Source organism: Pseudomonas sp. 008, from assembly GCF_016861935.1.
Lineage (GTDB): Bacteria > Pseudomonadota > Gammaproteobacteria > Pseudomonadales > Pseudomonadaceae > Aquipseudomonas.
In genome coordinates this window covers 214688-240308 of sequence record NZ_BOMA01000003.1, presented here as the reverse complement: position 1 = coordinate 240308, position 25621 = coordinate 214688, and the positions used below count along the sequence as shown (strand labels likewise).

Here is a 25621-nt window from a genome sequence, read left to right as displayed (position 1 = left end):
AGAGCGGTCGATCAGATGCGTTTGGCTTGTGCCACAGCGTTGCCGATGTAGTTGGCCGGGGTGAGCAGTTTCAGCTCAGCCTTGGCGGCAGCTGGCATGTCCAGGCCGTCGATGAAAGTTTGCAGTGCTTCAGGGCTGATGCCCTTGCCGCGCGTCAGCTCTTTGAGCTTCTCGTACGGGTTTTCGATGTTGTAGCGACGCATCACGGTCTGGATCGGCTCGGCCAATACTTCCCAGCAAGCGTCCAGGTCGGCGGCAATCTTTTGCTCGTTGAGCTCCAGTTTGCTGATGCCTTTGAGGCTGGCTTCGTACGCGATCACGCTGTGGGCGAAGCCGACACCGAGGTTGCGCAGTACGGTGGAGTCGGTCAGGTCGCGCTGCCAGCGGGAGATTGGCAGTTTGCTCGCCAGGTGCTGGAACAGTGCGTTGGCGATGCCCAGGTTGCCTTCGGAGTTTTCGAAGTCGATCGGGTTGACCTTGTGCGGCATGGTCGACGAACCGATTTCGCCAGCGATGGTGCGCTGTTTGAAATAACCCAGGGAGATGTAGCCCCAGATGTCGCGGTCGAAGTCGATCAGGATGGTGTTGAAGCGCGCGATCGCGTCGAACAGCTCGGCGATGTAGTCGTGCGGTTCGATCTGCGTGGTGTACGGGTTGAAGCCCAGGCCCAGCTCGTCTTCGATGAAGGCGCGGGCGTTGGCTTCCCAGTCGATCTCAGGGTAGGCCGACAGGTGAGCGTTGTAGTTGCCGACGGCGCCGTTGATCTTGCCCAGCAGCGGAACGGCGGCGACTTGGGCGATTTGACGCTCCAGGCGGTAAACCACGTTCGCCAGCTCTTTGCCCAGGGTGGTCGGCGATGCCGGTTGACCGTGGGTGCGCGACAGCATCGGCACATCAGCGAAACGGATGGCCAGTTCGCGGATGGCGTTGGCGGTCTGGCGCATCAGCGGCAGCATCACGTCATCACGGCCTTCACGCAGCATCAGGGCGTGGGACAGGTTGTTGATGTCCTCGCTGGTGCAGGCGAAGTGGATGAACTCGCTGACCTTGGCCAGTTCCGGCAGCTTGGCCGCCTGCTCTTTGAGCAGGTATTCAATGGCTTTGACGTCGTGGTTGGTGGTGCGCTCGATCTCTTTGACACGCTCAGCGTGCTCCAGAGAGAAGTTTTCCGCCAGGGTGTTCAACACCGCGTTGGCTTCGGCGGAGAACGCCGGCACTTCGCTGATGGCAGGGTGAGCGGCCAGGCGCTGGAGCCAGCGCACTTCAACCAGAACGCGAGCACGGATCAGGCCGTATTCGCTGAAAATTGGGCGCAGGGCCTGGGTTTTGCCGGCGTAGCGGCCGTCAACAGGGGAAACCGCAGTGAGCGAAGAGAGCTGCATGGGGTGTTCTCGGACAGTCGGGCAACGAAATGGGGCGCGTATCATACATGAAAAAAATCCGCCGGTCCGTTGCCAACTGACCGGCGTATTACGCGTTACTGACTACAAAACGGTATTGCGGGCGCGGTTCAGCTGCTGCGCATCAGCGGGTAAAGCTCTTTAAGCAACTTGCGTCGGCTGATCACCAATTGCCAGCGATGACCGCCCAACTGCCGCCACAGGCGTGCCGAACGAATCCCGGCCAGCAACAGTGCGCGGATTTTCGAGGCATTGCTCGGTTGCTGCAGGTTGCGCATGTCGCCATGCACCTGAATCCGTTGGCGCAGAGTGCTCAGGGTGTCCTGGTACAGCGCGCCGCAAGCGGCGATCACGTTTTCGTGGGCCGGGCCGAAGTGTTCGACCTGGGACTGAATCTGCGGCAGGCGCTTGCCGATCACGTCCAGCATGTCATTGCGCTTGGCCAATTGGCGCTCCAGCCCCAGCATCGCCAGGGCGTAGCGCAGCGGTTCGCGCTGAAGGGTGCTGGGGTCGCGCTCCAGGGCGCCGATCAATGCGCGATAGCCTTCGCGCAAATTGATGTCATCGCCGCCGTACACTTCCAGAGTGTCCTTGGGGTCGCGAATCAACAGGCTGCCGAGCATGCAAGTCAGGCCGGCTTCGTTGGTCTGGCCGGTCTTGGCGATCTTGTCGACCAGCACGGCGGCGAGAAACACGCCGCCCAGGGCCGTCAGTTGCTCCTGAGTCGGGCTCATGAACGCTGGCCCTTGCTGGTCCAGGGCTCGGCTACTTCGATCACGCCGCCACCGAGGCAGATTTCACCGTCGTAGAACACCACGGATTGGCCCGGAGTGACCGCGCGTTGCGGGTCATCAAAGGTGGCACGGTAGCCGGTGGCGGTCTTTTCCAGGGTGCAAGGCTGGTCGCTCTGGCGATAACGCACCTTGGCGGTCAGCCTGCGCGGCTCGGTCAAATCGATCGGGTTGACCCAATAGATGTCCGAGGCGAGCAGGGCGCGGGAGAACAGCCATGGGTGGTCGTTGCCCTGGCCGACGATCAGCTCGTTGTGTTCCAGGTCCTTGATCAACACGTACCACGGCTCTTCACCGGCGTCTTTCAGGCCGCCGATGCCCAGACCCTGCCGCTGGCCGATGGTGTGATACATCAGGCCATGGTGACGGCCGATGACTTCACCGTCGGTGGTCTTGATCTCGCCGGGTTGGGCCGGCAGGTATTGCTTGAGGAAATCGCTGAAGCGACGTTCGCCGATAAAGCAGATTCCGGTGGAGTCCTTTTTCTTCGCGGTGGCCAGGTCGTGTTTCTCGGCAATCGCGCGGACTTCGGGTTTTTCCAGCTCGCCGACCGGGAACAGGGTCTTGGCGATCTGTTCGCCGCCGACGGCGTGCAGGAAGTAGCTTTGGTCCTTGTTCGGATCCAGGCCCTTGAGCAGTTCGGTGCGACCATCGATGTCGCGGCGACGCACGTAGTGGCCGGTGGCGATCAGGTCGGCGCCGAGCATCATGGCGTAGTCGAGGAACGCCTTGAACTTGATCTCGCGGTTGCACAGGATGTCCGGATTCGGCGTGCGACCGGCCTTGTATTCGGCCAGGAAGTGCTCGAACACGTTGTCCCAGTACTCGGCGGCGAAGTTGGCGGTGTGCAGCTTGATGCCAATCTTGTCGCACACGGCCTGCGCGTCCGCCAGGTCGTCCATGGCGGTGCAGTATTCCGTTCCATCGTCTTCTTCCCAGTTCTTCATGAACAGGCCTTCCACCTCATAGCCTTGCTCGATCAGCAGGAGAGCGGAAACGGAAGAGTCCACGCCGCCGGACATTCCGACAATGACGCGCTTCTTTTGTGTGGCAGAAGGGGCTGGATCACGCATAGGGATTTAATGAGTGTCTTGAAAAAGGACGCGATTCTAGCAGGCTCAAGCCTGCAAGGCTAAAGAGAAGGGCGGATCAGCTCGAGGCTGAAGTGTTTACCGTCCAGATAATCATCGATGCAGCGGATGATCAGCTCACTGCGCCAGTTTGCGCGCTGTTGTAGCAGTTCGTCACGCGTCAGCCATTTCGCGCCGACAATACCGTCGTCCAATTGATAGTCGGGATGGTGTTTCAGCGCTTTGGCGGTGAAGCAGACGCGTTGATAGGTCACTCCGTTGCTCGGGGCGGTGTAGAGATAAATGCCTACCACGCCGGTCGGCTCGACGTCCCAGCCGGTTTCTTCGAGGGTTTCGCGTACGGCGGCCTCGATCAGGGTTTCGTCCGGGTCCAGATGGCCGGCGGGCTGGTTGAGCACCGTTCGTCCGTGTTTGGATTCTTCGACCATCAGGAAGCGACCGTTGTCTTCGACGATGGTGGCGACGGTGATGTGGGGTAGCCAATCCATGAAATGTCCTCAATGTTGAATTTGAAGCGCTTTCCCTGTGGGAGCAGTGTTCACATTTGAATGCTGTAAACGCTGAAAACACAAACCCCGGCGCATGGCCGGGGTTTGTGATGTTCCCTTACAACCTTAAACCAACGCAGCGATCGCGGCGTTGAAGGTTGCGCTCGGGCGCATGGCCTTGCTGATCAGCTCGGCATTGGCGTGGTAGTAACCGCCGATGTCCACTGGCTTGCCCTGAACGGCGTTGAGCTCGGCAACGATGGTTGCTTCGTTCGCGGTCAGGGTTTTGGCCAGTTCGCCGAACTGCGCTTGCAGTGCAGCGTCTTCGGTCTGGGCGGCCAGGGCCTGAGCCCAGTACAGCGCCAGGTAGAAGTGGCTGCCGCGGTTGTCGATGTTGCCGACTTTGCGCGATGGCGACTTGTTGTTGTCCAGGAACTGGCCAGTGGCCTGATCCAGGGTCTTGGCCAGCACCAGCGCTTTAGGGTTGTTGTACGTTACACCCAGATGCTCGAGGGAGGCGGCCAGGGCCAGGAACTCGCCCAGGGAATCCCAGCGCAGGAAGTTTTCTTCCAGCAGCTGTTGAACGTGCTTCGGTGCCGAACCGCCAGCGCCGGTTTCGAACAGGCCACCGCCGTTCATCAGCGGAACGATCGACAGCATCTTGGCGCTGGTGCCCAGTTCCATGATCGGGAACAGGTCAGTCAGGTAGTCGCGCAATACGTTGCCGGTCACCGAAATGGTGTCGAGGCCGGAGCGAGTGCGCTCCAGGGTGAACTTCATCGCGTCGACTGGCGACATGACGCGGATGTCCAGCCCGGAAGTGTCGTGGTCCTTCAGGTAAGCCTGAACTTTCTCGATCACTACGCCGTCGTGGGCGCGCATTGGGTCCAGCCAGAAAATCGCTGGAGTGCTGCTTGCGCGAGCGCGGTTGACGGCCAGTTTGACCCAGTCCTGGATCGGCGCGTCTTTGGTCTGGCACATGCGGAAGATGTCGCCGGCTTCAACCGACTGTTCCAGCAGCAGGGAGCCTTTGCTGTCGGTGACACGAACAACGCCGTTGGCCTTGATCTGGAACGTCTTGTCGTGCGAGCCGTACTCTTCGGCTTTTTTCGCCATCAGGCCAACGTTTGGCACGCTGCCCATGGTGGTCGGATCGAAGGCGCCGTTTGCCTTGCAGTCTTCGATCACCGCCTGGTAGATGGTGGCGTAGCAGCGATCCGGGATCACCGCCTTGGTGTCGTGCAGCTGGCCGTCGGTGCCCCACATCTTGCCGGAGTCACGGATCATCGCTGGCATCGAGGCGTCGACGATGACGTCGCTCGGCACGTGCAGGTTGGTGATGCCTTTGTCGGAGTTGACCATGGCCAGCGACGGACGAACGGCGTAGACCGCCTGGATGTCCGCTTCGATCTGCGCTTGTTGCTCGGCAGGCAAGGCCTTGATGCGAGCGTACAGGTCGCCGATGCCGTTGTTCAGGTTGAAGCCGATCTGCGCCAGCACGTCAGCGTGCTTGGCCAGTGCGTCTTTATAGAACTCGGCAACGATCTGGCCGAACATGATCGGGTCGGAGACCTTCATCATGGTGGCTTTGAGGTGAACCGACAGCAGCACGCCTTTTGCCTTGGCGTCTTCGATCTCGGCGGCGATGAAGCTGCGCAGCGCGTTTTTGCTCATGACTGCGCAATCGAGGATCTCACCGGCTTGTACGGTGGTTTTTTCCTTCAGGACGGTGGTGGTGCCGTCTTGAGCGATCAGTTCGATTTTGACGGCGTCAGCGGCGTCGATCAGGGCAGCTTTTTCGCTGCCGTAGAAATCGCCAGTGCTCATGTGAGCTACGTGGGACTTGGAGTCCTTGGCCCAGGCGCCCATTTTGTGCGGGTGCTTGCGTGCGTAGTTCTTGACCGACAGCGGTGCGCGACGATCGGAGTTGCCTTCGCGCAGAACCGGGTTTACGGCGCTGCCCTTGATCTTGTCGTAGCGGGCCTTGGCTTCTTTGTCGGCGTCGCTGGTCACGGTTTCCGGGTAGTCCGGCAGTGCATAGCCCTGGGCTTGCAGCTCTTTGATCGCGGCCTGCAGTTGTGGAACCGAAGCGCTGATGTTCGGCAACTTGATGATGTTGGCTTCAGGTGTAACGGCCAGGTCGCCCAGTTCGGCGAGGTGGTCGGCTACCGCTTTGTCACCCAATTGCTCGGGGAAGCTGGCCAGGATGCGCCCTGCAAGAGAGATATCGCGGGTTTCAACGGCGATATCAGCGGAGGCGGTGAAGGCCTCTACGATAGGCAACAGTGAATAGGTGGCGAGGGCTGGGGCTTCGTCGGTGAAGGTATAGATGATCTTCGAGCGGGTGGGCATATTCGGATTAACTCTCTCTTCTTTGCTAAAGCGTGCACAGAAACTCGAGGGGCGCCGGGTAAGCGCGTTCGTTCAAAGTCATCCATGAGCCGAATGTCGAGGTTTCTTTGCGGTGATGTTGGGTGCATCGGTCGAGCGTCAAGCGGGTGGACTGCGGTAACAATCCTGCTTTTTCGGGCCCAGAGTCTCGGCTACATTTCCAGTGGCAGAGAGGTCGGCCGTCGTGACTCTGTGGTCAGCGGCGGCATTATACATAGGTAGCTGGCAATCTGCCGATGGTTCATATGCAACGATTCTCGTCCATTGGTCTAAAGGTCGCAGGCAGGCGTGGGGAGTAGCCTTGTATGGCGTGCTTGAGTTTGGCGCTTTTCCCTTTACTTTCAGGCTTGTACGTCACGAACTGTGCAGCTTCGCGGCAGATGGACGGAACATAGGGTTTGCGCGCCGATTCAACTGGGGTACGCTCGGACGAAGCCAGATGTTCAATCCAAACAATGGAGTTCAGCATGGGATACAAGAAGATTCAGGTTCCAGCCGTCGGCGAAAAAATTACCGTCAACGCGGACCATTCTCTCAATGTTCCTAACAACCCGATCATTCCCTTCATTGAAGGCGATGGTATTGGCGTTGATATCAGCCCGGTCATGATCAAGGTTGTCGATGCTGCTGTTAAGAAGGCTTACGGCGGCGAGCGCAAAATTTCCTGGATGGAAGTCTACGCCGGGGAGAAAGCGACTCAGGTTTACGATCAGGACACCTGGCTGCCTCAGGAAACCCTGGACGCGGTCAAGGATTACGTGGTTTCCATCAAGGGCCCTCTGACCACGCCGGTCGGCGGTGGCATCCGTTCCCTGAACGTGGCGCTGCGCCAGCAGCTCGACCTGTATGTGTGTCTGCGTCCAGTGCGCTGGTTCGAAGGCGTGCCGAGTCCGGTCAAGAAGCCAGGCGACGTCGACATGACCATCTTCCGCGAAAACTCGGAAGACATTTATGCCGGTATCGAATGGAAGGCTGGTTCGCCGGAAGCGACCAAGGTCATCAAGTTCCTTAAAGAAGAAATGGGCGTCACCAAGATCCGTTTCGACCAGAATTGCGGTATCGGCGTCAAGCCGGTTTCCCTGGAAGGCACCAAGCGTCTGGCGCGCAAGGCCCTGCAGTACGTGGTCGACAATGACCGCGACTCGCTGACTATTGTGCACAAAGGCAACATCATGAAGTTCACCGAAGGTGCCTTCAAGGAATGGGCCTACGAAGTGGCTGCCGAAGAATTCGGCGCGACCCTGCTCGATGGCGGTCCGTGGATGCAGTTCAAAAACCCGAAAACCGGCAAGAATGTCATCGTCAAGGACGCCATCGCCGACGCCATGCTCCAGCAGATCCTGCTGCGTCCGGCCGAGTACGATGTGATCGCCACCCTGAACCTCAACGGTGACTACCTCTCCGACGCCCTGGCGGCAGAAGTGGGCGGTATCGGTATTGCGCCGGGTGCGAACCTGTCCGACACCGTGGCCATGTTCGAAGCCACCCACGGCACCGCGCCGAAGTACGCCGGCAAGGACCAGGTCAACCCGGGCTCGCTCATCCTGTCCGCAGAGATGATGCTGCGTCACATGGGCTGGACCGAGGCGGCCGATCTGATCATCAAGGGCACCAATGGCGCCATTGGTGCCAAGACCGTGACCTACGACTTCGAACGTCTGATGGACGGTGCCAAACTGGTGTCGTCTTCGGGCTTCGGTGATGCGCTGATCTCGCACATGTAAGCGAAGAACGGCTGCAATAAAACCGCCCGGCTCGAGTGATCGAGTCGGGCGGTTTTTTTATGACTGGATGCCTTGGGTGGTATGAATCAGCTCACGGCTTTGGCGTGGCTGCTGGTAGCGGCTGCGGCTGCTGCGTCAATGGCCACTTTGTCCATAATTTTGACGGCATGCAGCCCCTTGGGGCCTTGAACAATATCAAAGTATACGGCTTGCCCGGCCTTGAGGGTCTTGTATCCATCCATATCAATGGCTGAGTAGTGGGCAAAGAAATCGATTTCTTTTCCGTCCTCGTCACGACCTTCCCTGGCGTCGGTATTAATGAAACCGAACCCCTTGGCATTGTTGAACCATTTCACCTTACCGACAGCCATACCCATATCCCTCTGCAACAGACTCCATCACTGGAGTATCATCCAGTTAATCCGCAGTCTAATCTTGTAAATAGATTGACTCCGCGGACCTTTTTTACCCACTGTGGGCTCTATTGGTTGTAACACCGTTTTCCCGATAGTCAAGGTGACCGGGCAGTCGGAGTTGAAATCGCTGATGGCCGCCCCCACCACTGTATTTGCACAACTGACGAACCTTTCTTTCCATGCATGCAATCAGCCAGATTCGACTAACATTCAATCAGGATCGCCCTGATTTACACGACGACGATTCCGCAGGCATTGCTGTTCAGGAGGCTAAGCCTGCTTTACAGGCGCCGCCTATGTACAAGGTGGTTTTGTTCAACGATGACTACACACCGATGGATTTCGTCGTCGAAGTGCTCGAGGTGTTTTTTAACCTGAATCGCGAGCTGGCGACCAAGGTCATGCTGGCCGTTCATACAGAAGGACGGGCAGTATGTGGAGTGTTTACCCGCGACATCGCCGAGACCAAGGCCATGCAGGTCAACCAGTACGCCAGGGAAAGCCAGCATCCGCTACTCTGTGAAATCGAGAAGGACGGTTAATCGCCGACCACTTGGGTATGAGGTGAAGCTATGTTAAACCGCGAGCTCGAAGTCACCCTCAATCTAGCCTTCAAGGAGGCTCGTTCGAAGCGTCATGAATTCATGACCGTCGAACACCTGCTGCTGGCCCTATTGGATAATGAGGCTGCCGCTACCGTTTTGCGTGCCTGCGGCGCAAACCTCGACAAACTCAAGCATGACCTGCAGGAGTTCATCGACTCCACCACGCCATTGATCCCCTTGCATGACGAGGATCGCGAAACCCAGCCAACCCTGGGCTTCCAGCGTGTACTGCAACGTGCTGTCTTTCACGTACAGAGCTCGGGCAAACGCGAAGTGACTGGCGCCAACGTGCTGGTCGCGATCTTCAGTGAGCAAGAGAGTCAGGCAGTGTTTCTGCTGAAACAGCAGAGCGTTGCGCGCATCGATGTCGTCAACTACATCGCCCATGGCATTTCCAAAGTGCCGGGGCATGGCGATCACTCTGAAGGTGAACAAGATATGCAGGACGACGAGGGCGGTGAGTCTTCTTCTTCAGGCAATCCTCTGGATGCTTATGCCAGCAACCTCAATGAACTCGCGCGCCAGGGTCGTATCGATCCATTGGTAGGCCGTGAGCTCGAAGTCGAGCGAGTCGCGCAGATCCTGGCGCGTCGTCGCAAAAACAATCCGCTGCTGGTGGGCGAGGCGGGCGTGGGTAAAACCGCGATTGCCGAAGGCCTGGCCAAACGCATTGTCGACAACCAGGTGCCGGACCTGCTGGCCAGCAGCGTGGTGTATTCCCTCGATCTGGGGGCCTTGCTGGCTGGAACCAAATACCGCGGTGATTTCGAGAAGCGCTTCAAGGCGTTGCTCAATGAACTGAAAAAACGTCCGCAGGCGATCCTGTTCATCGACGAGATCCACACCATCATCGGTGCGGGCGCTGCGTCCGGTGGCGTCATGGATGCCTCGAACCTGCTCAAGCCATTGTTGTCTTCGGGCGATATTCGCTGCATCGGTTCGACCACGTTCCAGGAGTTCCGCGGGATCTTCGAGAAGGACCGTGCCTTGGCCCGGCGCTTCCAGAAGGTCGATGTGTCGGAGCCTTCGGTGGAAGACACCATCGGTATCCTGCGTGGCCTGAAAGGGCGTTTCGAGCTCCATCACAACATTGAATACAGTGATGAAGCCCTGCGCGCCGCTGCCGAACTGGCGTCGCGTTACATCAATGACCGGCACATGCCGGACAAGGCCATCGACGTCATCGACGAGGCGGGTGCCTATCAGCGTCTGCAGCCAGTCGAGAAGCGCGTGAAACGCATCGAAGTGCCTCAGGTCGAGGACATCGTTGCGAAAATCGCGCGAATTCCGCCAAAACACGTCACCAGCTCCGACAAAGAGCTGCTGCGGAACCTTGAGCGTGACCTGAAGCTCACGGTATTCGGCCAGGATGCGGCGATCGACTCACTGTCGACCGCGATCAAACTGTCCCGTGCCGGCCTCAAGTCGCCTGACAAGCCCGTCGGTTCGTTCCTGTTCGCAGGCCCGACCGGCGTCGGTAAAACCGAAGCTGCGCGGCAGCTGGCCAAGGCGTTGGGGGTCGAGCTGGTTCGCTTCGACATGTCCGAGTACATGGAGCGCCATACCGTATCGCGTCTGATCGGTGCGCCTCCAGGCTATGTCGGGTTCGACCAGGGCGGTCTGCTGACCGAAGCCATCACCAAGCAGCCTCACTGCGTATTGTTGCTCGATGAAATCGAGAAGGCGCATCCGGAAGTCTTCAACTTGCTGTTGCAGGTCATGGATCACGGTACGCTGACCGATAACAACGGGCGCAAGGCAGATTTCCGTAACGTGATCGTCATCATGACGACCAACGCCGGTGCCGAGACTGCAGCGCGTGCTTCGATCGGTTTCACCTATCAGGACCACTCGTCCGATGCGATGGAAGTGATCAAGAAGAGTTTCACGCCGGAATTCCGCAACCGTCTGGACACCATTATCCAGTTTGGTCGCCTCAGCCATGAGGTCATCAAAAGTGTGGTGGACAAGTTCCTTACCGAACTTCAGGCGCAACTGGAAGACAAGCGTGTGCAGCTGGAAGTGACTGACGCTGCACGCAGCTGGCTGGCGGCGGGTGGCTACGACACGGCAATGGGCGCTCGACCAATGGCGCGCTTGATTCAGGACAAGATCAAGCGTCCGCTGGCGGAGGAGATTCTCTTTGGCGAACTGGCCGACCATGGCGGTGTGGTGCACATCGACATCAAGGACGGCGAGCTGACTTTCGAGTTCGAGACCACGGCTGAAATGGCCTGACGTTAACTGCAACAAAGCAAAAGGCGCCGAAAGGCGCCTTTTTGCTGTCTGCCAGATGTGATCGTTCCCACGCTCCGCGTGGGAATGCCTCAACGCACGCTCCGCGTTCGGCATTGCGCACAAACAAAAACGCCCGGCATAGCCGGGCGTTTTGTATTGACTTGATTAGCGAGCGCGGTAGGTGATGCGCCCTTTGCTCAAGTCATAGGGCGTCAGCTCGACGCGCACTTTGTCGCCGGTAAGAATACGAATGTAGTTCTTGCGCATCTTGCCGGAGATATGCGCGGTTACGACGTGCCCATTTTCCAACTCCACACGAAACATGGTGTTGGGCAGGGTGTCGACGACAGTGCCTTCCATTTCGAAGCTGTCTTCTTTCGACATGCAGTAAAGCCCTCGGTGTCCAATGAATGGCCCGGTGCAACTGCGCCAGGCAAAAGCGGCGTGCATTGTGCCCGAAAAGTGGGGTTTAAGCCAAGGGGTTCTAGCTCAGGATGACCCAACGTTGATTAATCAGCAGTTCGATAGGGCGATATTGGGTCTTGTAGCTCATTTTTTTGCAGTTTTTGATCCAGTAGCCGAGATAGACCGCTTCCAGCCCCAGGCGCCGGGCTTCGGCAATCTGCCAGAGAATCGCGTAACGCCCCAGGCTGCGACGCTCCTCGCCGGGCTCGTAGAAGGTGTACACCGCTGACAGGCCATTGGGCAGCAAGTCGGTGACGGCCACCGCCACCAGTCGGCCTTCGAGACGAAACTCGTAGAAGCGGGAGAACGGCAGGTCACGCACCAGGAAGGTCGAGAACTGGTCGCGACTCGGCGGATACATATCGCCGTCGGCGTGGCGCTGTTCGATGTAGCGCTGATAGAGGTCGAAATACTCCTCGCTGAACTTTGGTCGGGCCGGGCGTACCTGCAAGTCGGCATTGCGTTTGAGAATGCGTTTCTGCTGACGGTTGGGGGTAAATTGCGCCACAGGAATGCGCGCCGGTACGCACGCATTGCAATTCTGGCAATGGGGCCGGTAGAGATGATCGCCACTGCGACGAAAGCCCATTTCCGACAGATCTGCGTAGACATGCACATCCATGGGCTGACTGGGATCGAGGAACAGCGTAGTGGCCTGCTCCTCGGGCAGATAACTGCAAGAGTGGGGCTGAGTGGCATAGAACTTCAAACGCGCCAACTCGGTCATGATCAACCCTCGGGATAAACTTTTGATAAGGGGACGCTCTCAATTCGTCTCCCCGCATTAAGTGTAAGCCACACGGGCCAATGTCGCTCAGCAAACCCAGGTGGCACTACTGGGTTGATCCAGGTGCCGGGCAAGGTAGCCGGCAAACTCGGTGCGGGGAATCGCTCGGGCGCCCAGGCTGTGCAGATGATCGGTGGGCATCTGGCAATCGATCAGCACAAAACCTGAGTCTTTCAGATGTCGCACCAGCATGGCAAAGCCATATTTGGAGGCGTTGTCGGCGCGGCTGAACATCGACTCACCGAAAAACAGCTGTCCCATGGCCAGGCCGTAGAGCCCGCCGACCAGCACGCCATCGTCCCAGACCTCCACCGAATGGGCGTAGCCGCGCCTGTGCAGTTCGACGTAGGCGTCCTGCATCGCTTGGGTGATCCAGGTGCCATCGGCGTACTCGCGCGGCGCGGCGCAGGCGCTGATGACTGCGGCAAAATCCCGATCGAAGGTCACTTGATAGCGTTGTTGGCGCAGCAGTTTATTCAGGCTGCGGGAGACATGCAGTTCGTCGGGAAACAGCACCGTGCGCGGATCCGGCGACCACCAGAGAATCGGTTGGCCTTCCGAGAACCACGGAAAGCAGCCATGGCGATACGCCTGAATCAGACGGTCGGCGGACAGATCGCCGCCCGCGGCCAGCAGTCCGTTGGGGTCGCGCATGGCTTTTTCCAACGGCGGAAAAGTCAGGGTATTGCGTTGTAACCAAGTCAGCATGGCATCCGGGCTTGCAGAAGGGGAGGGCGGTGGCGGGCCGATAAACCCGCCAGATAGAAGGTTAACCGTCAAACGCCGGGAATGTCATCGAGATACTTCTCGGCATCCAGCGCAGCCATGCAACCGGCTCCGGCAGAGGTCACTGCCTGGCGGTAAACGTGGTCGGCCACGTCGCCGGCGGCGAATACACCCTGGATGGCGGTGGCGGTGGCGTCGCCTTCGCTGCCGCCCTTGACCAGCAGGTAGCCGTTGCGCATCTGCAGCTGGCCCTGGAACAGGTCGGTGTTGGGTTTGTGGCCGATGGCGATGAACACGCCGGCCAGCGACAGTTCAGCGGTTTCGCCGGTATGGCTGTGACGCAGGCGGGCGCCGGTCACGCCGCTGGCGTCACCGAGTATTTCGTCCAGGTTCTGGTTCCAGTGCAGGCGGATATTGCCGTTGGCGGCTTTTTCGAAGAGCTTGTCCTGCAGGATCTTCTCCGAACGCAGTTTGTCGCGACGGTGAATCAGATGAACCTCCTTGGCGATGTTCGACAGGTACAGGGCTTCTTCCACGGCGGTGTTGCCGCCGCCGACCACTGCGACCACCTGGTTGCGATAGAAGAAACCATCGCAGGTGGCGCAGGCCGAAACCCCTTTGCCGGCAAAGGCTTCTTCCGATGGCAGCCCCAGGTATTGGGCCGAAGCGCCGGTAGCGATAATCAGTGCATCACAGGTGTAGGTGCCGCTGTCGCCGATGAGCTCGAACGGGCGCTGTTGCAACTTGGCGGTATGGATGTGGTCGTAAACGATCTCGGTGTCGAAGCGTTCGGCGTGTTTCTGCATGCGTTCCATCAGCACCGGGCCAGTCAGGCCTTCGACGTCGCCGGGCCAGTTGTCGACTTCGACGGTGGTGGTCAGCTGGCCACCGGCCTGTATGCCGGTAATGACAACGGGTTTGAGGTTGGCGCGAGCGGCATAAACGGCTGCGCTGTAACCGGCAGGGCCGGAACCCAGAATGATCAGGCGGGAATGCTTCGCTTCACTCATAAAAACACCTCATAAGCCTTTGTCACAAAAGAGAATGCATGCTCAAATTGGACGGCGCGTATTGTGCTGTTGGCTATGCTGGAGCCAAGGGTCTCAAGCATGGCATTGGGCGAACAAACCCGTACAATGCCCGCTTGTAACAGTGTTTGTATCAAAAAAGCGCTGCGTACCGTATTTCGAAAAACCGGGGCACAGTGTTAAAAGTAGTCCCGGTTGGGACTGTTAACTTTTTTACCTGCCTGGATTGGGCAGTTTTTATAGTCATTCAACAGATGGACGCGCCAAGGGCGCAGGAAAAGAAGCGTTTTGAAGAAATCCACCGCAGCACCTAAAACAGTCGTTCCGCTCTGGCGCCAGCAATTGCACTACCGGCTCAAGGAAGGTGCATTGATCGCCATCGGCGCCTTGTGCCTGTTCCTGATGATGGCCTTGTTGACCTATGGCAAGGACGATCCGGGCTGGAGCCATAACAGCAAGATCGACGACGTACAGAACTTCGGCGGGCCTGCCGGCTCTTACAGCGCCGACATCCTGTTCATGGTCCTGGGTTACTTCGCCTACATTTTCCCGCTATTGCTGGCGATCAAGGCCTATCAGATCTTCCGTCAGCGCCACGAGCCATGGCAGTGGAGCGGCTGGCTGTTTTCCTGGCGCCTGATCGGCCTGGTGTTTCTGGTGCTGTCGGGCGCGGCGCTGGCTCATATCCATTTCCATGCGGCGACCGGTCTGCCGGCCGGCGCGGGCGGCGCTTTGGGTGAAAGCCTCGGCGATCTGGCGAAGAATGCCCTGAATATTCAGGGCAGCACGCTGCTGTTCATTGCGCTGTTCCTGTTCGGCCTGACGGTATTCACCGACCTGTCATGGTTCAAGGTGATGGACGTCACCGGCAAGATCACCCTCGATTTGTTCGAATTGTTTCAGGGCGCGGCCAATCGCTGGTGGGCAGCCCGTACCGAACGCAAGCAATTGGTCGCCCAGCTGCGTGAAGTCGACGATCGCGTGCACGACGTGGTTGCGCCGACGGTCACCGACAAACGTGAGCAGGCCAAGGTCAAGGAACGCCTGATCGAGCGCGAGCAGGCCCTGAGCAAGCACATGTCCGAGCGTGAAAAGCAGGTGCCGCCGGTGATTGCTCCCGCACCGCCGAAGCCGGCCGCTCCGAGCAAGCGCGTGGAAAAAGAGAAACAAGCGCCGTTGTTCGTCGACAGCGCCGTGGAAGGCACCTTGCCGCCGATTTCAATTCTCGACCCGGCGGAAAAGAAACAACTCAATTATTCGCCTGAATCCCTGGCGGCCGTCGGCCACTTGCTGGAAATCAAGCTCAAGGAATTCGGCGTCGAAGTCTCGGTAGACTCGATTCACCCGGGCCCGGTCATCACCCGTTACGAAATCCAGCCTGCCGCCGGGGTGAAAGTCAGCCGCATTGCCAACCTGGCGAAAGACCTGGCCCGTTCCCTGGCCGTGACCAGCGTGCGCGTGGTGGAAGTGATTCCGGGCAAGACCACGGTCGGTATCGAGATCCCTAACGAAGACCGGCAGATCGTGCGGTTCTCCGAGGTCTTGTCGACCCCCGAGTACGATAACTTCAAGTCTCCGGTCACCCTGGCCCTGGGTCATGACATCGGCGGCAAACCGGTCATCACTGACCTGGCGAAAATGCCGCACTTGCTGGTGGCCGGTACGACCGGTTCCGGTAAGTCGGTGGGTGTGAACGCGATGATCCTGTCGATTCTGTTCAAGTCTGGCCCAGAAGACGCCAAGCTGATCATGATCGACCCGAAAATGCTTGAGCTGTCGATCTACGAAGGCATCCCGCACCTGCTGTGCCCGGTGGTCACCGACATGAAGGATGCCGCCAACGCCTTGCGCTGGAGCGTCGCCGAGATGGAACGGCGCTACAAACTGATGGCGAAGATGGGCGTGCGTAACCTGTCGGGCTTCAACGCCAAGGTCAAGGAAGCCCAGGACGCTGGCGAGCCGTTGAGCGATCCGCTGTACAAGCGCGAAAGCATCCACGACGAGGCACCGCTGCTGCAGAAGCTGCCGACCATCGTCGTGGTGGTCGACGAATTCGCCGACATGATGATGATCGTCGGCAAGAAGGTTGAAGAGCTGATCGCGCGTATCGCGCAGAAGGCGCGTGCGGCGGGCATCCACTTGATCCTCGCGACCCAGCGTCCGTCGGTGGATGTGATCACCGGTCTGATCAAGGCGAACATCCCGACCCGTATGGCGTTCCAGGTATCGAGCAAGATCGATTCGCGGACCATCATCGACCAGGGCGGCGCCGAACAACTGCTGGGCCACGGTGATATGTTGTACATGCCGCCGGGCACCAGCCTGCCGATTCGTGTTCACGGCGCATTCGTGTCCGATGACGAGGTGCACCGGGTGGTTGAAGCCTGGAAATTGCGCGGCGCGCCGGAATACAACGATGACATTCTCGCCGGTGTCGAAGAGGCTGGTAGCGGCTTTGAAAACGGCGGCGGTGGCGGTGAAGATGATGCCGAAACCGACGCGCTCTACGACGAAGCGGTGCAGTTCGTCCTGGAAAGCCGTCGCGCGTCCATCTCCGCGGTTCAGCGCAAGCTGAAAATCGGCTACAACCGCGCGGCGCGTATGATCGAAGCCATGGAAATGGCCGGGGTCGTGACGTCCATGAACACCAACGGTTCGCGTGAAGTCCTGGCCCCTGGCCCGGTGCGCGACTGATCCGGTTTTGAAAGGGGCGGCGTCCTGAGGCGCCGCCCGCACTCCCACGAATGTTTATGAGGACTCCCATGCGTCTTATCCGCATGTTGCTGCTGCCGGTACTGGCTTTGACCACGCTCTCGGCCCACGCCGACGACAAGGACGTGGCGCGTCTGACTCAACTGCTGGAAAAATCCCAGACCCTGACCGCGCACTTCTCCCAGCTGACCCTTGATGGCAGCGGCACCCAGTTACAAGAAACAGCGGGTGAAATGTCCTTGCAGCGCCCGGGCCTGTTCTACTGGCACACCAACGCGCCGGCCGAGCAAACCATGGTATCGGACGGTAAGAAAGTGACCCTGTGGGACCCGGATCTGGAACAGGCCACCATCAAGACTCTTGATCAGCGTCTGACCCAGACCCCGGCGTTGCTGCTGTCCGGTGACGTGTCCAAGATCAGCCAGAGCTTCGACATCAGCGCCAAGGAAGCCGGCGGCGTGATCGACTTCACCCTGAAGCCGAAAACCAAGGACACCCTGTTCGACAGCCTGCGCCTATCGTTCCGCAATGGTCTGGTCAATGATATGCAGATGATCGACAGCGTCGGCCAGCGCACCAACATCCTGTTCACCGGCGTGAAGGCCAACGAGCCGATCCCGGCCTCCAAATTCAAGTTCGACATTCCCAAGGGTGCCGATGTGATCCAGGAGTAAACCTGTAGAAGCGAGCTTGTGTGGTGTTCGCCAAACTTGAGAATTGACTCGAGGTTTTAAAAGTACGTGATGGACCTGTTTCGCAGTGCCCCGATTGCTCAGCCTCTGGCCGCCCGTTTGCGTGCGGCCAATCTGGACGAGTACGTCGGTCAGGAACACGTGCTCGCTCGCGGCAAGCCTTTGCGCGAAGCCCTGGAGCAGGGTGCCCTGCACTCGATGATTTTCTGGGGGCCACCGGGCGTGGGTAAAACCACCCTGGCGCGGCTGCTGGCGGAAGTCTCGGATGCGCACTTCGAAACGGTTTCGGCGGTACTGGCCGGCGTAAAGGAAATCCGCCAAGCGGTGGAAGTCGCCAAGCAGCAGGCCGGGCAGTACGGTAAGCGCACCATCCTGTTCGTCGACGAAGTGCATCGCTTCAACAAGTCCCAGCAGGATGCGTTCCTGCCGTACGTTGAAGACGGCACGCTGATTTTCATCGGCGCGACCACGGAAAACCCCTCGTTCGAACTCAACAACGCGCTGCTGTCCCGGGCGCGTGTCTATGTGCTCAAAAGCCTCGACGAAGCCGCCCTGCGCAAGCTGGTGCATCGCGCGCTGACCGAAGAACGCGGGCTGGGCAAGCGGCAACTGACCCTCAGCGACGAGGGCTTCCAGATGCTGCTGTCCGCCGCCGATGGCGATGGCCGGCGTTTGCTTAACCTGCTGGAAAACGCCTCGGACCTGGCCGAAGACCACAGCGAAATCGGCGTCGACCTGCTGCAAAGTCTGCTCGGCGACACCCGTCGACGTTTCGACAAGGGCGGCGAAGCCTTCTACGACCAGATATCCGCGCTGCATAAATCGGTACGCGGTTCCAACCCCGATGGCGCGCTGTACTGGTTCGCGCGAATGATCGACGGCGGCTGCGACCCGCTGTACCTGGCCCGACGCGTAGTGCGCATGGCCAGCGAAGACATCGGCAATGCCGACCCCCGCGCCCTGAGCCTATGCCTGGCGGCGTGGGAAGTGCAGGAGCGCCTCGGTAGCCCCGAAGGCGAACTGGCGGTGGCCCAAGCCATTACCTATCTGGCTTGCGCGCCAAAAAGCAACGCGGTGTACATGGGCTTCAAGGCCGCGATGCGCAGCGCTACCGAACACGGTTCGCTGGAAGTGCCGCTGCACCTGCGCAATGCGCCGACCAAGTTGATGAAGCAATTGGGTTATGGCGATGAATATCGTTACGCCCACGATGAACCGGATGCCTACGCCGCTGGCGAAGATTACTTCCCGGATGAGTTGGAGCCACAACGGTTCTATCAACCCGTGCCTCGCGGCCTGGAGCTGAAGATCGGCGAAAAGCTCAACCACCTCGCGCAGCTTGACCGTCTAAGCCCCCGACAGCGGAGAAAATAGTGATTCCCTTGATCGTTGCGGTTTCTGTCGGCGGTGTCGCCGGTACGCTGTTGCGCTTCGCCACCGGTAACTGGATCAACGCGAATTGGCCGCGGCACTTCTATACCGCGACGCTGGCCGTTAATATCGTGGGCTGTTTGCTGATCGGCGTTCTATACGGCCTGTTTTTGATTCGCCCGGAGGTATCGTTTGCGGTACGCGCCGGGTTGATCGTTGGCTTCCTCGGGGGGCTGACGACTTTTTCATCCTTTTCACTGGATACGGTACGCCTGCTGGAAACCGGGCAAGTGCCGCTGGCCTTGGGCTATGCGGCCATCAGCGTATTCGGCGGGCTGCTCGCCACCTGGGCTGGCCTGTCCTTGACCAAACTTTGATAACGAGAAACCGACATGCTCGATTCCAAACTGTTACGTAGCAACCTTCAGGACGTAGCGGACCGCCTGGCATCCCGTGGCTTTGCCCTGGATGTTGCGCGCATCGAAGCGCTGGAAGAACAGCGCAAGACCGTCCAGACCCGCACCGAAGCTCTGCAGGCTGAACGTAACGCGCGCTCCAAATCCATCGGCCAGGCCAAGCAGCGCGGCGAAGACATCGCGCCGCTGATGGCGGATGTCGAGCGCATGGCGGGCGAGTTGAGCGCCGGTAAAGTCGAGCTGGACGCTATCCAGACCGAGCTGGATTCGATCCTGCTGGGTATCCCGAACCTGCCGCACGAATCGGTGCCGGTCGGCGATGACGAAGAAGGCAACGTTGAAGTGCGCCGTTGGGGCACGCCGAAGGCTTTCGACTTCCCGGTTCAGGACCACGTGGCCCTGGGCGAGAAGTTCGGCTGGCTGGACTTCGAAACCGCCGCCAAACTGTCCGGCGCCCGTTTCGCCCTGCTGCGCGGCCCGATTGCTCGCCTGCACCGTGCGCTGGCGCAGTTCATGATCAACCTGCACATCAACGAACACGGTTACGAAGAGGCTTACACGCCTTATCTGGTACAAGCGCCGGCCCTGCAGGGCACCGGTCAGTTGCCGAAATTCGAAGAAGACCTGTTCAAGATCAGCCGCGACGGCGAAGCCGATCTTTACCTGATTCCGACCGCTGAGGTGTCGCTGACCAACATTGTGGCCGGCGAAATCGTCGATTCGAAACTGCTGCCGATCAAGTTCGTGGCACACACGCCGTGCTTCCGCAGCGAGGCTGGCGCGTCGGGTCGCGACACTCGCGGGATGATCCGTCAGCACCAGTTCGACAAGGTCGAGATGGTCCAGATCGTTGAGCCGTCGACCTCGATGCAAGCGCTGGAAAACCTGACCGCCAACGCCGAGAAAGTCCTGCAACTGCTGGAGCTGCCATACCGCACCCTGGCGCTGTGCACCGGCGACATGGGCTTCAGCGCGGTCAAGACCTACGACCTGGAAGTGTGGATTCCGAGCCAGGACAAGTATCGCGAGATTTCGTCGTGCTCCAACTGTGGCGACTTCCAGGCCCGCCGTATGCAAGCGCGTTTCCGCAACCCGGAAACCGGCAAGCCTGAGCTGGTGCACACCCTGAACGGTTCCGGCCTGGCGGTCGGTCGTACCCTGGTGGCGGTACTCGAGAACTATCAGCAGGCCGACGGTTCGATCCGTGTGCCTGAAGTGCTCAAGCCTTACATGGGTGGCCTTGAGGTCATCGGCTAAATGGACTATCTGCCGCTGTTCCATAACCTTCGCGGCAGTCGTGTGTTGGTCGTCGGCGGGGGGGAGATTGCCTTGCGCAAATCCCGCCTGCTGGCCGAAGCCGGTGCGCTGCTGCGGGTGGTCGCACCTGAAATCGAACCGCAGTTGCGTGAGCTGGTAGCCGGCAGCGGTGGCGAGTGCCTGGTGCGTGGCTACGTCGAGGCGGATCTGGACGGTTGCGGGCTGATCATCGCCGCCACCGACGACGAACCGCTGAACGCGCAAGTCTCCGCCGATGCCCATCGGCGTTGCGTGCCGGTCAACGTGGTGGACGCGCCGGCCCTGTGCAGCGTGATCTTCCCGGCGATTGTCGACCGTTCGCCGCTGATCATTGCCGTGTCCAGTGGCGGTGATGCACCGGTGCTGGCGCGGTTGATTCGCGCCAAGCTGGAAACCTGGATTCCTTCCACTTACGGACAACTGGCCGGTCTGGCGGCGCGTTTCCGCAACCAGGTCAAAGGCCTGTTTCCGGACGTGCAGCAGCGTCGGGCGTTCTGGGAGGATGTGTTCCAGGGACCGATTGCCGACCGGCAACTGGCCGGGCAGGGCGCCGAGGCCGAGCGCTTGATGCTGGCCAAAATCAATGGCGAAGCCCCTGTAGCCACTGGCGAGGTTTATCTGGTGGGCGCCGGGCCGGGTGATCCCGACCTGTTGACCTTCCGCGCCTTGCGCCTGATGCAGCAAGCCGACGTGGTGTTGTATGACCGTCTGGTGGCGCCGGCGATTCTGGATTTGTGCCGTCGCGATGCCGAGCGGGTCTACGTCGGCAAGCGCCGCGCCGATCACGCCGTGCCTCAGGAACAGATCAACCAGCATCTGGTGGATCTGGCCAAGGCCGGCAAGCGCGTGGTGCGCTTGAAGGGTGGCGATCCGTTCATTTTCGGGCGTGGCGGCGAAGAGATCGAAGAACTGGCGGCCCATGGCATCCCGTTCCAGGTCGTGCCGGGCATTACCGCTGCCAGCGGTTGCGCGGCGTATGCCGGGATTCCGCTGACTCACCGCGATTACGCGCAGTCAGTGCGGTTTGTCACCGGGCACCTCAAGGACGGTTCCACCGATTTGCCGTGGGCCGACCTGGTCGCGCCGGCGCAAACCCTGGTGTTTTACATGGGGCTGGTGGGCTTGCCGATCATCTGCGAGCAGTTGATCAAGCACGGTCGCGCGGCCGATACCCCGGCGGCGTTGATCCAGCAGGGCACCACGGTCAATCAGCGGGTATTTACCGGCACTCTGGCCGACCTGCCACGGCTAGTGGCGGAGCATGAAGTGCATGCGCCGACACTGGTGATCGTCGGGGAAGTGGTGCAACTGCGCGAGAAACTGGCGTGGTTCGAAGGGGCTCAAGCGCAGGTCTGATTTCTGTGTTGTCTGTGTGATCGTTCCCACGCTCCGCGTGGGAACGCCGCCAGGGACGCTCCGCGTTCCGTTTCGGATGTGACGCAGAGCGTCACGGGATACATTCCCACGCAGAGTGGGAACGATCAACCTCAGGCCTTGCGCCAAACCTCTTTCCCACTCAACCGCCCCCGATCATGCGCCCCGGTGAAATCCTGCGCCGGCCCTTTAGGCACAATCCCGGTCGGATTGATGGTTTTGTGGCTGCCATAGTAGTGGTTCTTGATGTGGGTGAAATCCACCGTCTCGGCAATCCCGGGCCACTGATAAATCTCCCGTAACCAGTTCGACAGGTTCGGATAATCGGCAATCCGCCGCAGATTGCATTTGAAGTGGCCGTGATACACCGCATCAAAACGAATCAGCGTGGTGAACAGGCGGATATCCGCTTCGGTCAGGTATTCACCCGTCAGGTAACGATTCGCGCCCAGCAGTTGCTCCAGCCGATCCAGCTCGGCAAACAACTCATCGAACGCCTCTTCATAAGCCTGCTGCGAGGTGGCAAACCCGGCGCGATAGACGCCGTTGTTCACTGCTGGATAAATCCGCTCGTTCAGGGCGTCGATTTCGCTGCGCAGCGGTGCCGGGTAGAAATCCAGGTCATTGCCGGTCAAGTCATCGAACGCACTGTTGAACATGCGGATGATCTCCGCCGATTCATTGCTGACGATGCGGTTGGTCTGTTTATCCCACAACACCGGCACGGTGACGCGGCCGGTGTAGTCGGCGGTATCGGCGGTGTAGCGCTGGTGCATGAAATTGAAATGATCGAGCTTGTCGCCGGTCGATCCGAGGTTTTTATCGAAGGTCCAGCCGTTTTCCAGCATCAACCAGCTGACCACCGACACGTCGATCAGGCTTTCGAGGCCTTTGAGTTTGCGCAGGATCAGCGTGCGATGGGCCCACGGGCAGGCGAGCGACACATAGAGGTGATAGCGACCGGCCTCGGCGGCAAAACCACCGACGCCGCTCGGGCCTGGCTTGCCATCGGCGGTCAGCCAGTTGCGACGCTGCGCCTGTTCACGCTGGAACGCGCCATCCTTGCTGCTTTGGTACCACTGATCCTGCCAGCGACCTTCGACTAACAAACCCATGTGCCTGACTCCTCAACCTATAAACGTTGGAGAGGAGTCTATGCGCATAGGTTCGAACAAAAAGCGCAAAGGTTGGGCTGTTATGATCGATTAAATCGATCGGTCCCGGGCGTCCCAATATTGCTGGGCGGTTTCGAAGGCTTGTTCGCGAGACTGGCCGAGGCCGCGCAAGGCCAGGGCCATGGTCGAGATCAGCGCCATTTGCGGATAGCTGTCGACCGCGTCGCCACGCCACACGGCTTTCAAGTGCTCCGGATCCAGGCTCGCCGGTTTGACGTGGCGCTGGCTCGACAGCTGCGGCCATTCTTCATCCCAACTTTCGCCGCCGGTGGTGCCATACAGGTGACTGTCAGCGTCCGGGTTGATCTCAATTTCGCCGCCATCGCCCTTGACGACGATTGCCGTGTCCCCGAGCAGACCGCTGGCATCGCGATGCACCGCCTGGTAGCCGGGGTGGAAAATGCTTTGCAGGCCACAACGGGCGCCCAACGGGTTGAGAATCCGCGCCAGGGAATGGATCGGCGAGCGCAGGCCCAGAGTGTTGCGCAGGTCGATCATTCGCTGGAGTTGTGGAGCCCAGTCCACCAATGGCATGAACGCCAGACCGCCCTGATCGAGTGCCGCACCGACCTGCTGCCAGTTGCGGCACAACGGTATGTTCAGCGTCTCGAGCAGTTGTTCGCTGTACAGTCGCCCCGCCGTGTGCGCGCCGCCGCCGTGCATGAAGATGCGCAGGCCGTTCTGCGCCAGGCACTTGGCCGCCAGCAGATACCACGGCAAATGCCGCTTCTTGCCTGCGTACGTCGGCCAGTCCAGATCGACCGTCAGCGCCGGGGGACTCAGGCGTTCACGCAAGGCTTCGGTGAACCCGGCCATTTCCTCGGCGCTCTCTTCCTTGTGTCGCAACAGCATCAGGAACGCGCCGAGCTGGGTGTCCTCGACCTTGTCGTCGAGCACCATGCCCATGGCCTCGCGGGCTTCGGCCCGGGTCAGATCGCGTGCGCCGCGTTTGCCTTTGCCAAGGATCCGCACGAATTGGGCGAACGGGTGCTCGGCGGGCGTTTCGAGGGTCAGCGCTGGATAGTCGGTCATAAGCAATTCGTCGGTTTGGGCAGGCCCGCCAGTTTCGCGGCGAGTTTGGCAGGGGTGCCTTTGAACAGTCGGTTCAGGTGCAGGCTGTTGCCCTTGTCGGGGCCGAGCTTCAATGCGGTGTACTTGATCAGCGGGCGGGTGGCCGGGGACAACTGGAATTCGTCGTAGAAACTGCGCAGCAGTTCGAGGATTTCCCAATGTTCCGGGCTCAACTCGATGTCTTCGGCGGCGGCGAGGGCGGTGGCCACCTCGGTAGACCAGTCGCTCAGTTCCACCAGGAAGCCGTCCTTGTCCAGTTCAATGGCGCGGGCGCCAACGGTCAGGGATTTCATAGCCAACTGTTGACCTTGTCATAGTGAATCGACAGTTCGACGAAGGCCGGGTAGTCAATGGCACTGGCCCAGTCCGGAACTTGCAGAGCCCGGGCCTGCGCGTCTTCGGCCAGTACGAACAGTTTCAGGTTGCGAGCATGCAAAGAGCTGAATGGCGCGGTGCCTGGCTGCAAGGCATAGGCCGCATCGCCACTCAGCAGCAGCGCATCGTTGGGGCCGATCACGCGCAGGCAACTGCCCAGGCGCTCGTCGCCGAAAGGGGAATGAGACAACACATGCAAAGTCGACATCAGAGGGTGATCACCTGGTCGTAACGGTCAATAAGGGCGGTGATGTCCTGGGCGCTCAGTACCCGGGCTTCTTCAAGCGACAGACCTTTGGGGTTCAGGCCTCGGGCCGCTACGCTTTCAGCGCACACGAACAGGTCTTCGACGCCAAACATCGGCAAGGCTTGCAGGTTGGCGCTCAGGTCTTTCTGCTGCAATGCCTTGGCGTCCTGTTTCGCGGCGAGCTGGAACACGCCGTCATCAAGAAACAGCAGCCCGATCGGCAGATCGAAGGCGCCGCCGGCCAGCACGATGTCCAGCGCTTCCCGCGCATTCGGCCCGGACCACGGCGCCTGACGGCTGATAATCAGCAAGGATTTAGCCATCTCACGCGCCTCCGAAACAGATCAGACGGTCAGCGTCCTGCACCGCGTCATGCAACTGGCCAAGGCCGGACAATTCCCACGGCGCGCCCACGGCGACCGCTTCACGTTGATAGCGCTGGGCTTCTTCCTCGTTCAGCACGCCGCGACGCAGGGCGGCGGCGATGCAGACCACGCCATCGAGTTGATGTTCGGTGACGAAGGTGCGCCATTGCTTGGGCAAATCCTGCTCATCCTGAGGCGTGACCACACTGCCGGACGCGTTGTAGACACCATCCTGATAGAAAAACAGCCGGACAATCTCATGCCCGCCGGCCAGCGCCGCCTGGGCGAACAGCAAGGCACGGCGCGAGGAGGGCGCATGGGCGGCGGAAAACAGCGCTATGGCGAATTTCATGACGGACTCGATCAGCAAAACTGCG

The 25621-nt window shown here is 59.8% G+C and carries 25 protein-coding genes; 9 read left to right on the top strand and 16 right to left on the bottom strand.

Going from position 1 to position 25621, the window contains the following annotated elements:
• Positions 1 to 11 precede the first annotated feature (11 nt).
• The 5 genes from purB to JUI81_RS08360 form a co-directional block, all read right to left on the bottom strand.
• Positions 12 to 1382, bottom strand: coding sequence for an adenylosuccinate lyase (purB, locus tag JUI81_RS08380; RefSeq protein ID WP_007940861.1), 1371 nt, complete (start codon positions 1380 to 1382; stop codon positions 12 to 14).
• 128 nt (positions 1383 to 1510) lie between these two features.
• Positions 1511 to 2134, bottom strand: a complete 624-nt coding sequence (gene hflD / locus JUI81_RS08375) for a high frequency lysogenization protein HflD (RefSeq protein ID WP_007940860.1) — start codon at positions 2132 to 2134, stop codon at positions 1511 to 1513.
• Positions 2131 to 3264: a tRNA 2-thiouridine(34) synthase MnmA gene (gene mnmA / locus JUI81_RS08370; protein ID WP_028941273.1), complete on the bottom strand. Its 1134-nt coding sequence runs from the start codon at positions 3262 to 3264 to the stop codon at positions 2131 to 2133. Before mnmA ends, hflD begins: the two co-directional genes overlap by 4 nt.
• 59 nt (positions 3265 to 3323) lie before the next feature.
• Positions 3324 to 3770 (bottom strand): NUDIX hydrolase, encoded by a 447-nt coding sequence (locus JUI81_RS08365; protein WP_096479914.1) that lies wholly within the window; start codon positions 3768 to 3770, stop codon positions 3324 to 3326.
• 126 nt (positions 3771 to 3896) lie between these two features.
• Positions 3897 to 6122, bottom strand: a complete 2226-nt coding sequence (locus JUI81_RS08360; protein ID WP_028941275.1) for an NADP-dependent isocitrate dehydrogenase — start codon at positions 6120 to 6122, stop codon at positions 3897 to 3899.
• 506 nt (positions 6123 to 6628) lie between these two features.
• On the opposite strand from JUI81_RS08360, the gene icd reads away from it, so the two are divergent.
• The gene (gene icd / locus JUI81_RS08355; RefSeq protein ID WP_019580084.1) at positions 6629 to 7885 is read left to right on the top strand and encodes an NADP-dependent isocitrate dehydrogenase; all 1257 of its coding nucleotides are present in this window, start codon (positions 6629 to 6631) and stop codon (positions 7883 to 7885) included.
• A gap of 86 nt (positions 7886 to 7971) precedes the next feature.
• On the opposite strand, the gene JUI81_RS08350 is transcribed toward icd, so the two are convergent.
• On the bottom strand, positions 7972 to 8256 hold the full coding sequence (locus JUI81_RS08350) for a cold shock domain-containing protein (protein WP_028941276.1): 285 nt from the start codon (positions 8254 to 8256) through the stop codon (positions 7972 to 7974).
• A 224-nt stretch (positions 8257 to 8480) separates the two neighbouring features.
• On the opposite strand from JUI81_RS08350, the gene clpS reads away from it, so the two are divergent.
• On the top strand, positions 8481 to 8843 hold the full coding sequence (gene clpS, locus JUI81_RS08345) for an ATP-dependent Clp protease adapter ClpS (protein ID WP_015094394.1): 363 nt from the start codon (positions 8481 to 8483) through the stop codon (positions 8841 to 8843).
• 30 nt (positions 8844 to 8873) lie between these two features.
• On the top strand, positions 8874 to 11144 hold the full coding sequence (clpA, locus tag JUI81_RS08340) for an ATP-dependent Clp protease ATP-binding subunit ClpA (protein ID WP_204124083.1): 2271 nt from the start codon (positions 8874 to 8876) through the stop codon (positions 11142 to 11144).
• Positions 11145 to 11309: 165 nt separating this feature from the next.
• On the opposite strand, the gene infA is transcribed toward clpA, so the two are convergent.
• From infA to trxB, 4 genes are all read right to left on the bottom strand, one after another.
• The gene (gene infA, locus JUI81_RS08335) at positions 11310 to 11528 is read right to left on the bottom strand and encodes a translation initiation factor IF-1 (RefSeq protein WP_002553999.1); all 219 of its coding nucleotides are present in this window, start codon (positions 11526 to 11528) and stop codon (positions 11310 to 11312) included.
• Positions 11529 to 11628: 100 nt separating this feature from the next.
• Positions 11629 to 12336: an arginyltransferase gene (locus tag JUI81_RS08330; protein WP_019580087.1), complete on the bottom strand. Its 708-nt coding sequence runs from the start codon at positions 12334 to 12336 to the stop codon at positions 11629 to 11631.
• A gap of 87 nt (positions 12337 to 12423) precedes the next feature.
• Entirely contained in the window at positions 12424 to 13104 is a 681-nt protein-coding gene (gene aat, locus JUI81_RS08325) for a leucyl/phenylalanyl-tRNA--protein transferase (protein ID WP_028941277.1), read from the bottom strand.
• Between the two features lie 68 nt (positions 13105 to 13172).
• Complete coding sequence (gene trxB, locus JUI81_RS08320) at positions 13173 to 14132, bottom strand: thioredoxin-disulfide reductase (RefSeq protein ID WP_018925527.1); 960 nt, start codon at positions 14130 to 14132, stop codon at positions 13173 to 13175.
• A gap of 306 nt (positions 14133 to 14438) precedes the next feature.
• Between trxB and JUI81_RS08315 the strand changes: the two genes are divergently transcribed.
• The 6 genes from JUI81_RS08315 to cysG all read left to right on the top strand — a co-directional run bounded on the left by JUI81_RS08315 (position 14439) and on the right by cysG (position 21993).
• Positions 14439 to 16844 carry a DNA translocase FtsK gene (locus JUI81_RS08315; RefSeq protein ID WP_019580089.1) on the top strand — a complete coding sequence of 802 codons (2406 nt, stop codon included), beginning with the start codon at positions 14439 to 14441 and terminating at the stop codon, positions 16842 to 16844.
• A gap of 68 nt (positions 16845 to 16912) precedes the next feature.
• Positions 16913 to 17536 (top strand): outer membrane lipoprotein chaperone LolA, encoded by a 624-nt coding sequence (gene lolA, locus JUI81_RS08310; RefSeq protein ID WP_019580090.1) that lies wholly within the window; start codon positions 16913 to 16915, stop codon positions 17534 to 17536.
• Between the two features lie 69 nt (positions 17537 to 17605).
• On the top strand, positions 17606 to 18928 hold the full coding sequence (locus tag JUI81_RS08305) for a replication-associated recombination protein A (protein WP_007941126.1): 1323 nt from the start codon (positions 17606 to 17608) through the stop codon (positions 18926 to 18928).
• Positions 18928 to 19302, top strand: a complete 375-nt coding sequence (gene crcB / locus JUI81_RS08300) for a fluoride efflux transporter CrcB (RefSeq protein ID WP_007941127.1) — start codon at positions 18928 to 18930, stop codon at positions 19300 to 19302. The genes JUI81_RS08305 and crcB overlap by 1 nt, the downstream gene beginning before the upstream one ends.
• 15 nt (positions 19303 to 19317) lie before the next feature.
• Positions 19318 to 20598 (top strand): serine--tRNA ligase, encoded by a 1281-nt coding sequence (gene serS, locus JUI81_RS08295; RefSeq protein WP_018925530.1) that lies wholly within the window; start codon positions 19318 to 19320, stop codon positions 20596 to 20598.
• The gene (gene cysG, locus JUI81_RS08290) at positions 20599 to 21993 is read left to right on the top strand and encodes a siroheme synthase CysG (RefSeq protein ID WP_019580092.1); all 1395 of its coding nucleotides are present in this window, start codon (positions 20599 to 20601) and stop codon (positions 21991 to 21993) included. It begins immediately after the preceding gene.
• Between the two features lie 131 nt (positions 21994 to 22124).
• Here cysG and JUI81_RS08285 read toward each other — a convergent pair whose 3' ends face one another.
• The 6 genes from JUI81_RS08285 to tusD form a co-directional block, all read right to left on the bottom strand.
• Positions 22125 to 23126 carry a glutathione S-transferase family protein gene (locus JUI81_RS08285; RefSeq protein WP_111454056.1) on the bottom strand — a complete coding sequence of 334 codons (1002 nt, stop codon included), beginning with the start codon at positions 23124 to 23126 and terminating at the stop codon, positions 22125 to 22127.
• Positions 23127 to 23216: 90 nt separating this feature from the next.
• Positions 23217 to 24218 (bottom strand): glycosyl transferase family protein, encoded by a 1002-nt coding sequence (locus JUI81_RS08280; RefSeq protein WP_028941279.1) that lies wholly within the window; start codon positions 24216 to 24218, stop codon positions 23217 to 23219.
• Positions 24215 to 24550, bottom strand: a complete 336-nt coding sequence (locus JUI81_RS08275; protein ID WP_018925534.1) for a TusE/DsrC/DsvC family sulfur relay protein — start codon at positions 24548 to 24550, stop codon at positions 24215 to 24217. Before JUI81_RS08275 ends, JUI81_RS08280 begins: the two co-directional genes overlap by 4 nt.
• Entirely contained in the window at positions 24547 to 24840 is a 294-nt protein-coding gene (gene tusB / locus JUI81_RS08270) for a sulfurtransferase complex subunit TusB (protein WP_018925535.1), read from the bottom strand. Before tusB ends, JUI81_RS08275 begins: the two co-directional genes overlap by 4 nt.
• Positions 24840 to 25202 (bottom strand): sulfurtransferase complex subunit TusC, encoded by a 363-nt coding sequence (gene tusC / locus JUI81_RS08265; RefSeq protein ID WP_204124082.1) that lies wholly within the window; start codon positions 25200 to 25202, stop codon positions 24840 to 24842. The genes tusB and tusC overlap by 1 nt, the downstream gene beginning before the upstream one ends.
• A 1-nt stretch (position 25203) precedes the next feature.
• Positions 25204 to 25596 carry a sulfurtransferase complex subunit TusD gene (gene tusD, locus JUI81_RS08260; RefSeq protein ID WP_026286366.1) on the bottom strand — a complete coding sequence of 131 codons (393 nt, stop codon included), beginning with the start codon at positions 25594 to 25596 and terminating at the stop codon, positions 25204 to 25206.
• Between the last annotated feature and the right edge of the window lie 25 nt (positions 25597 to 25621).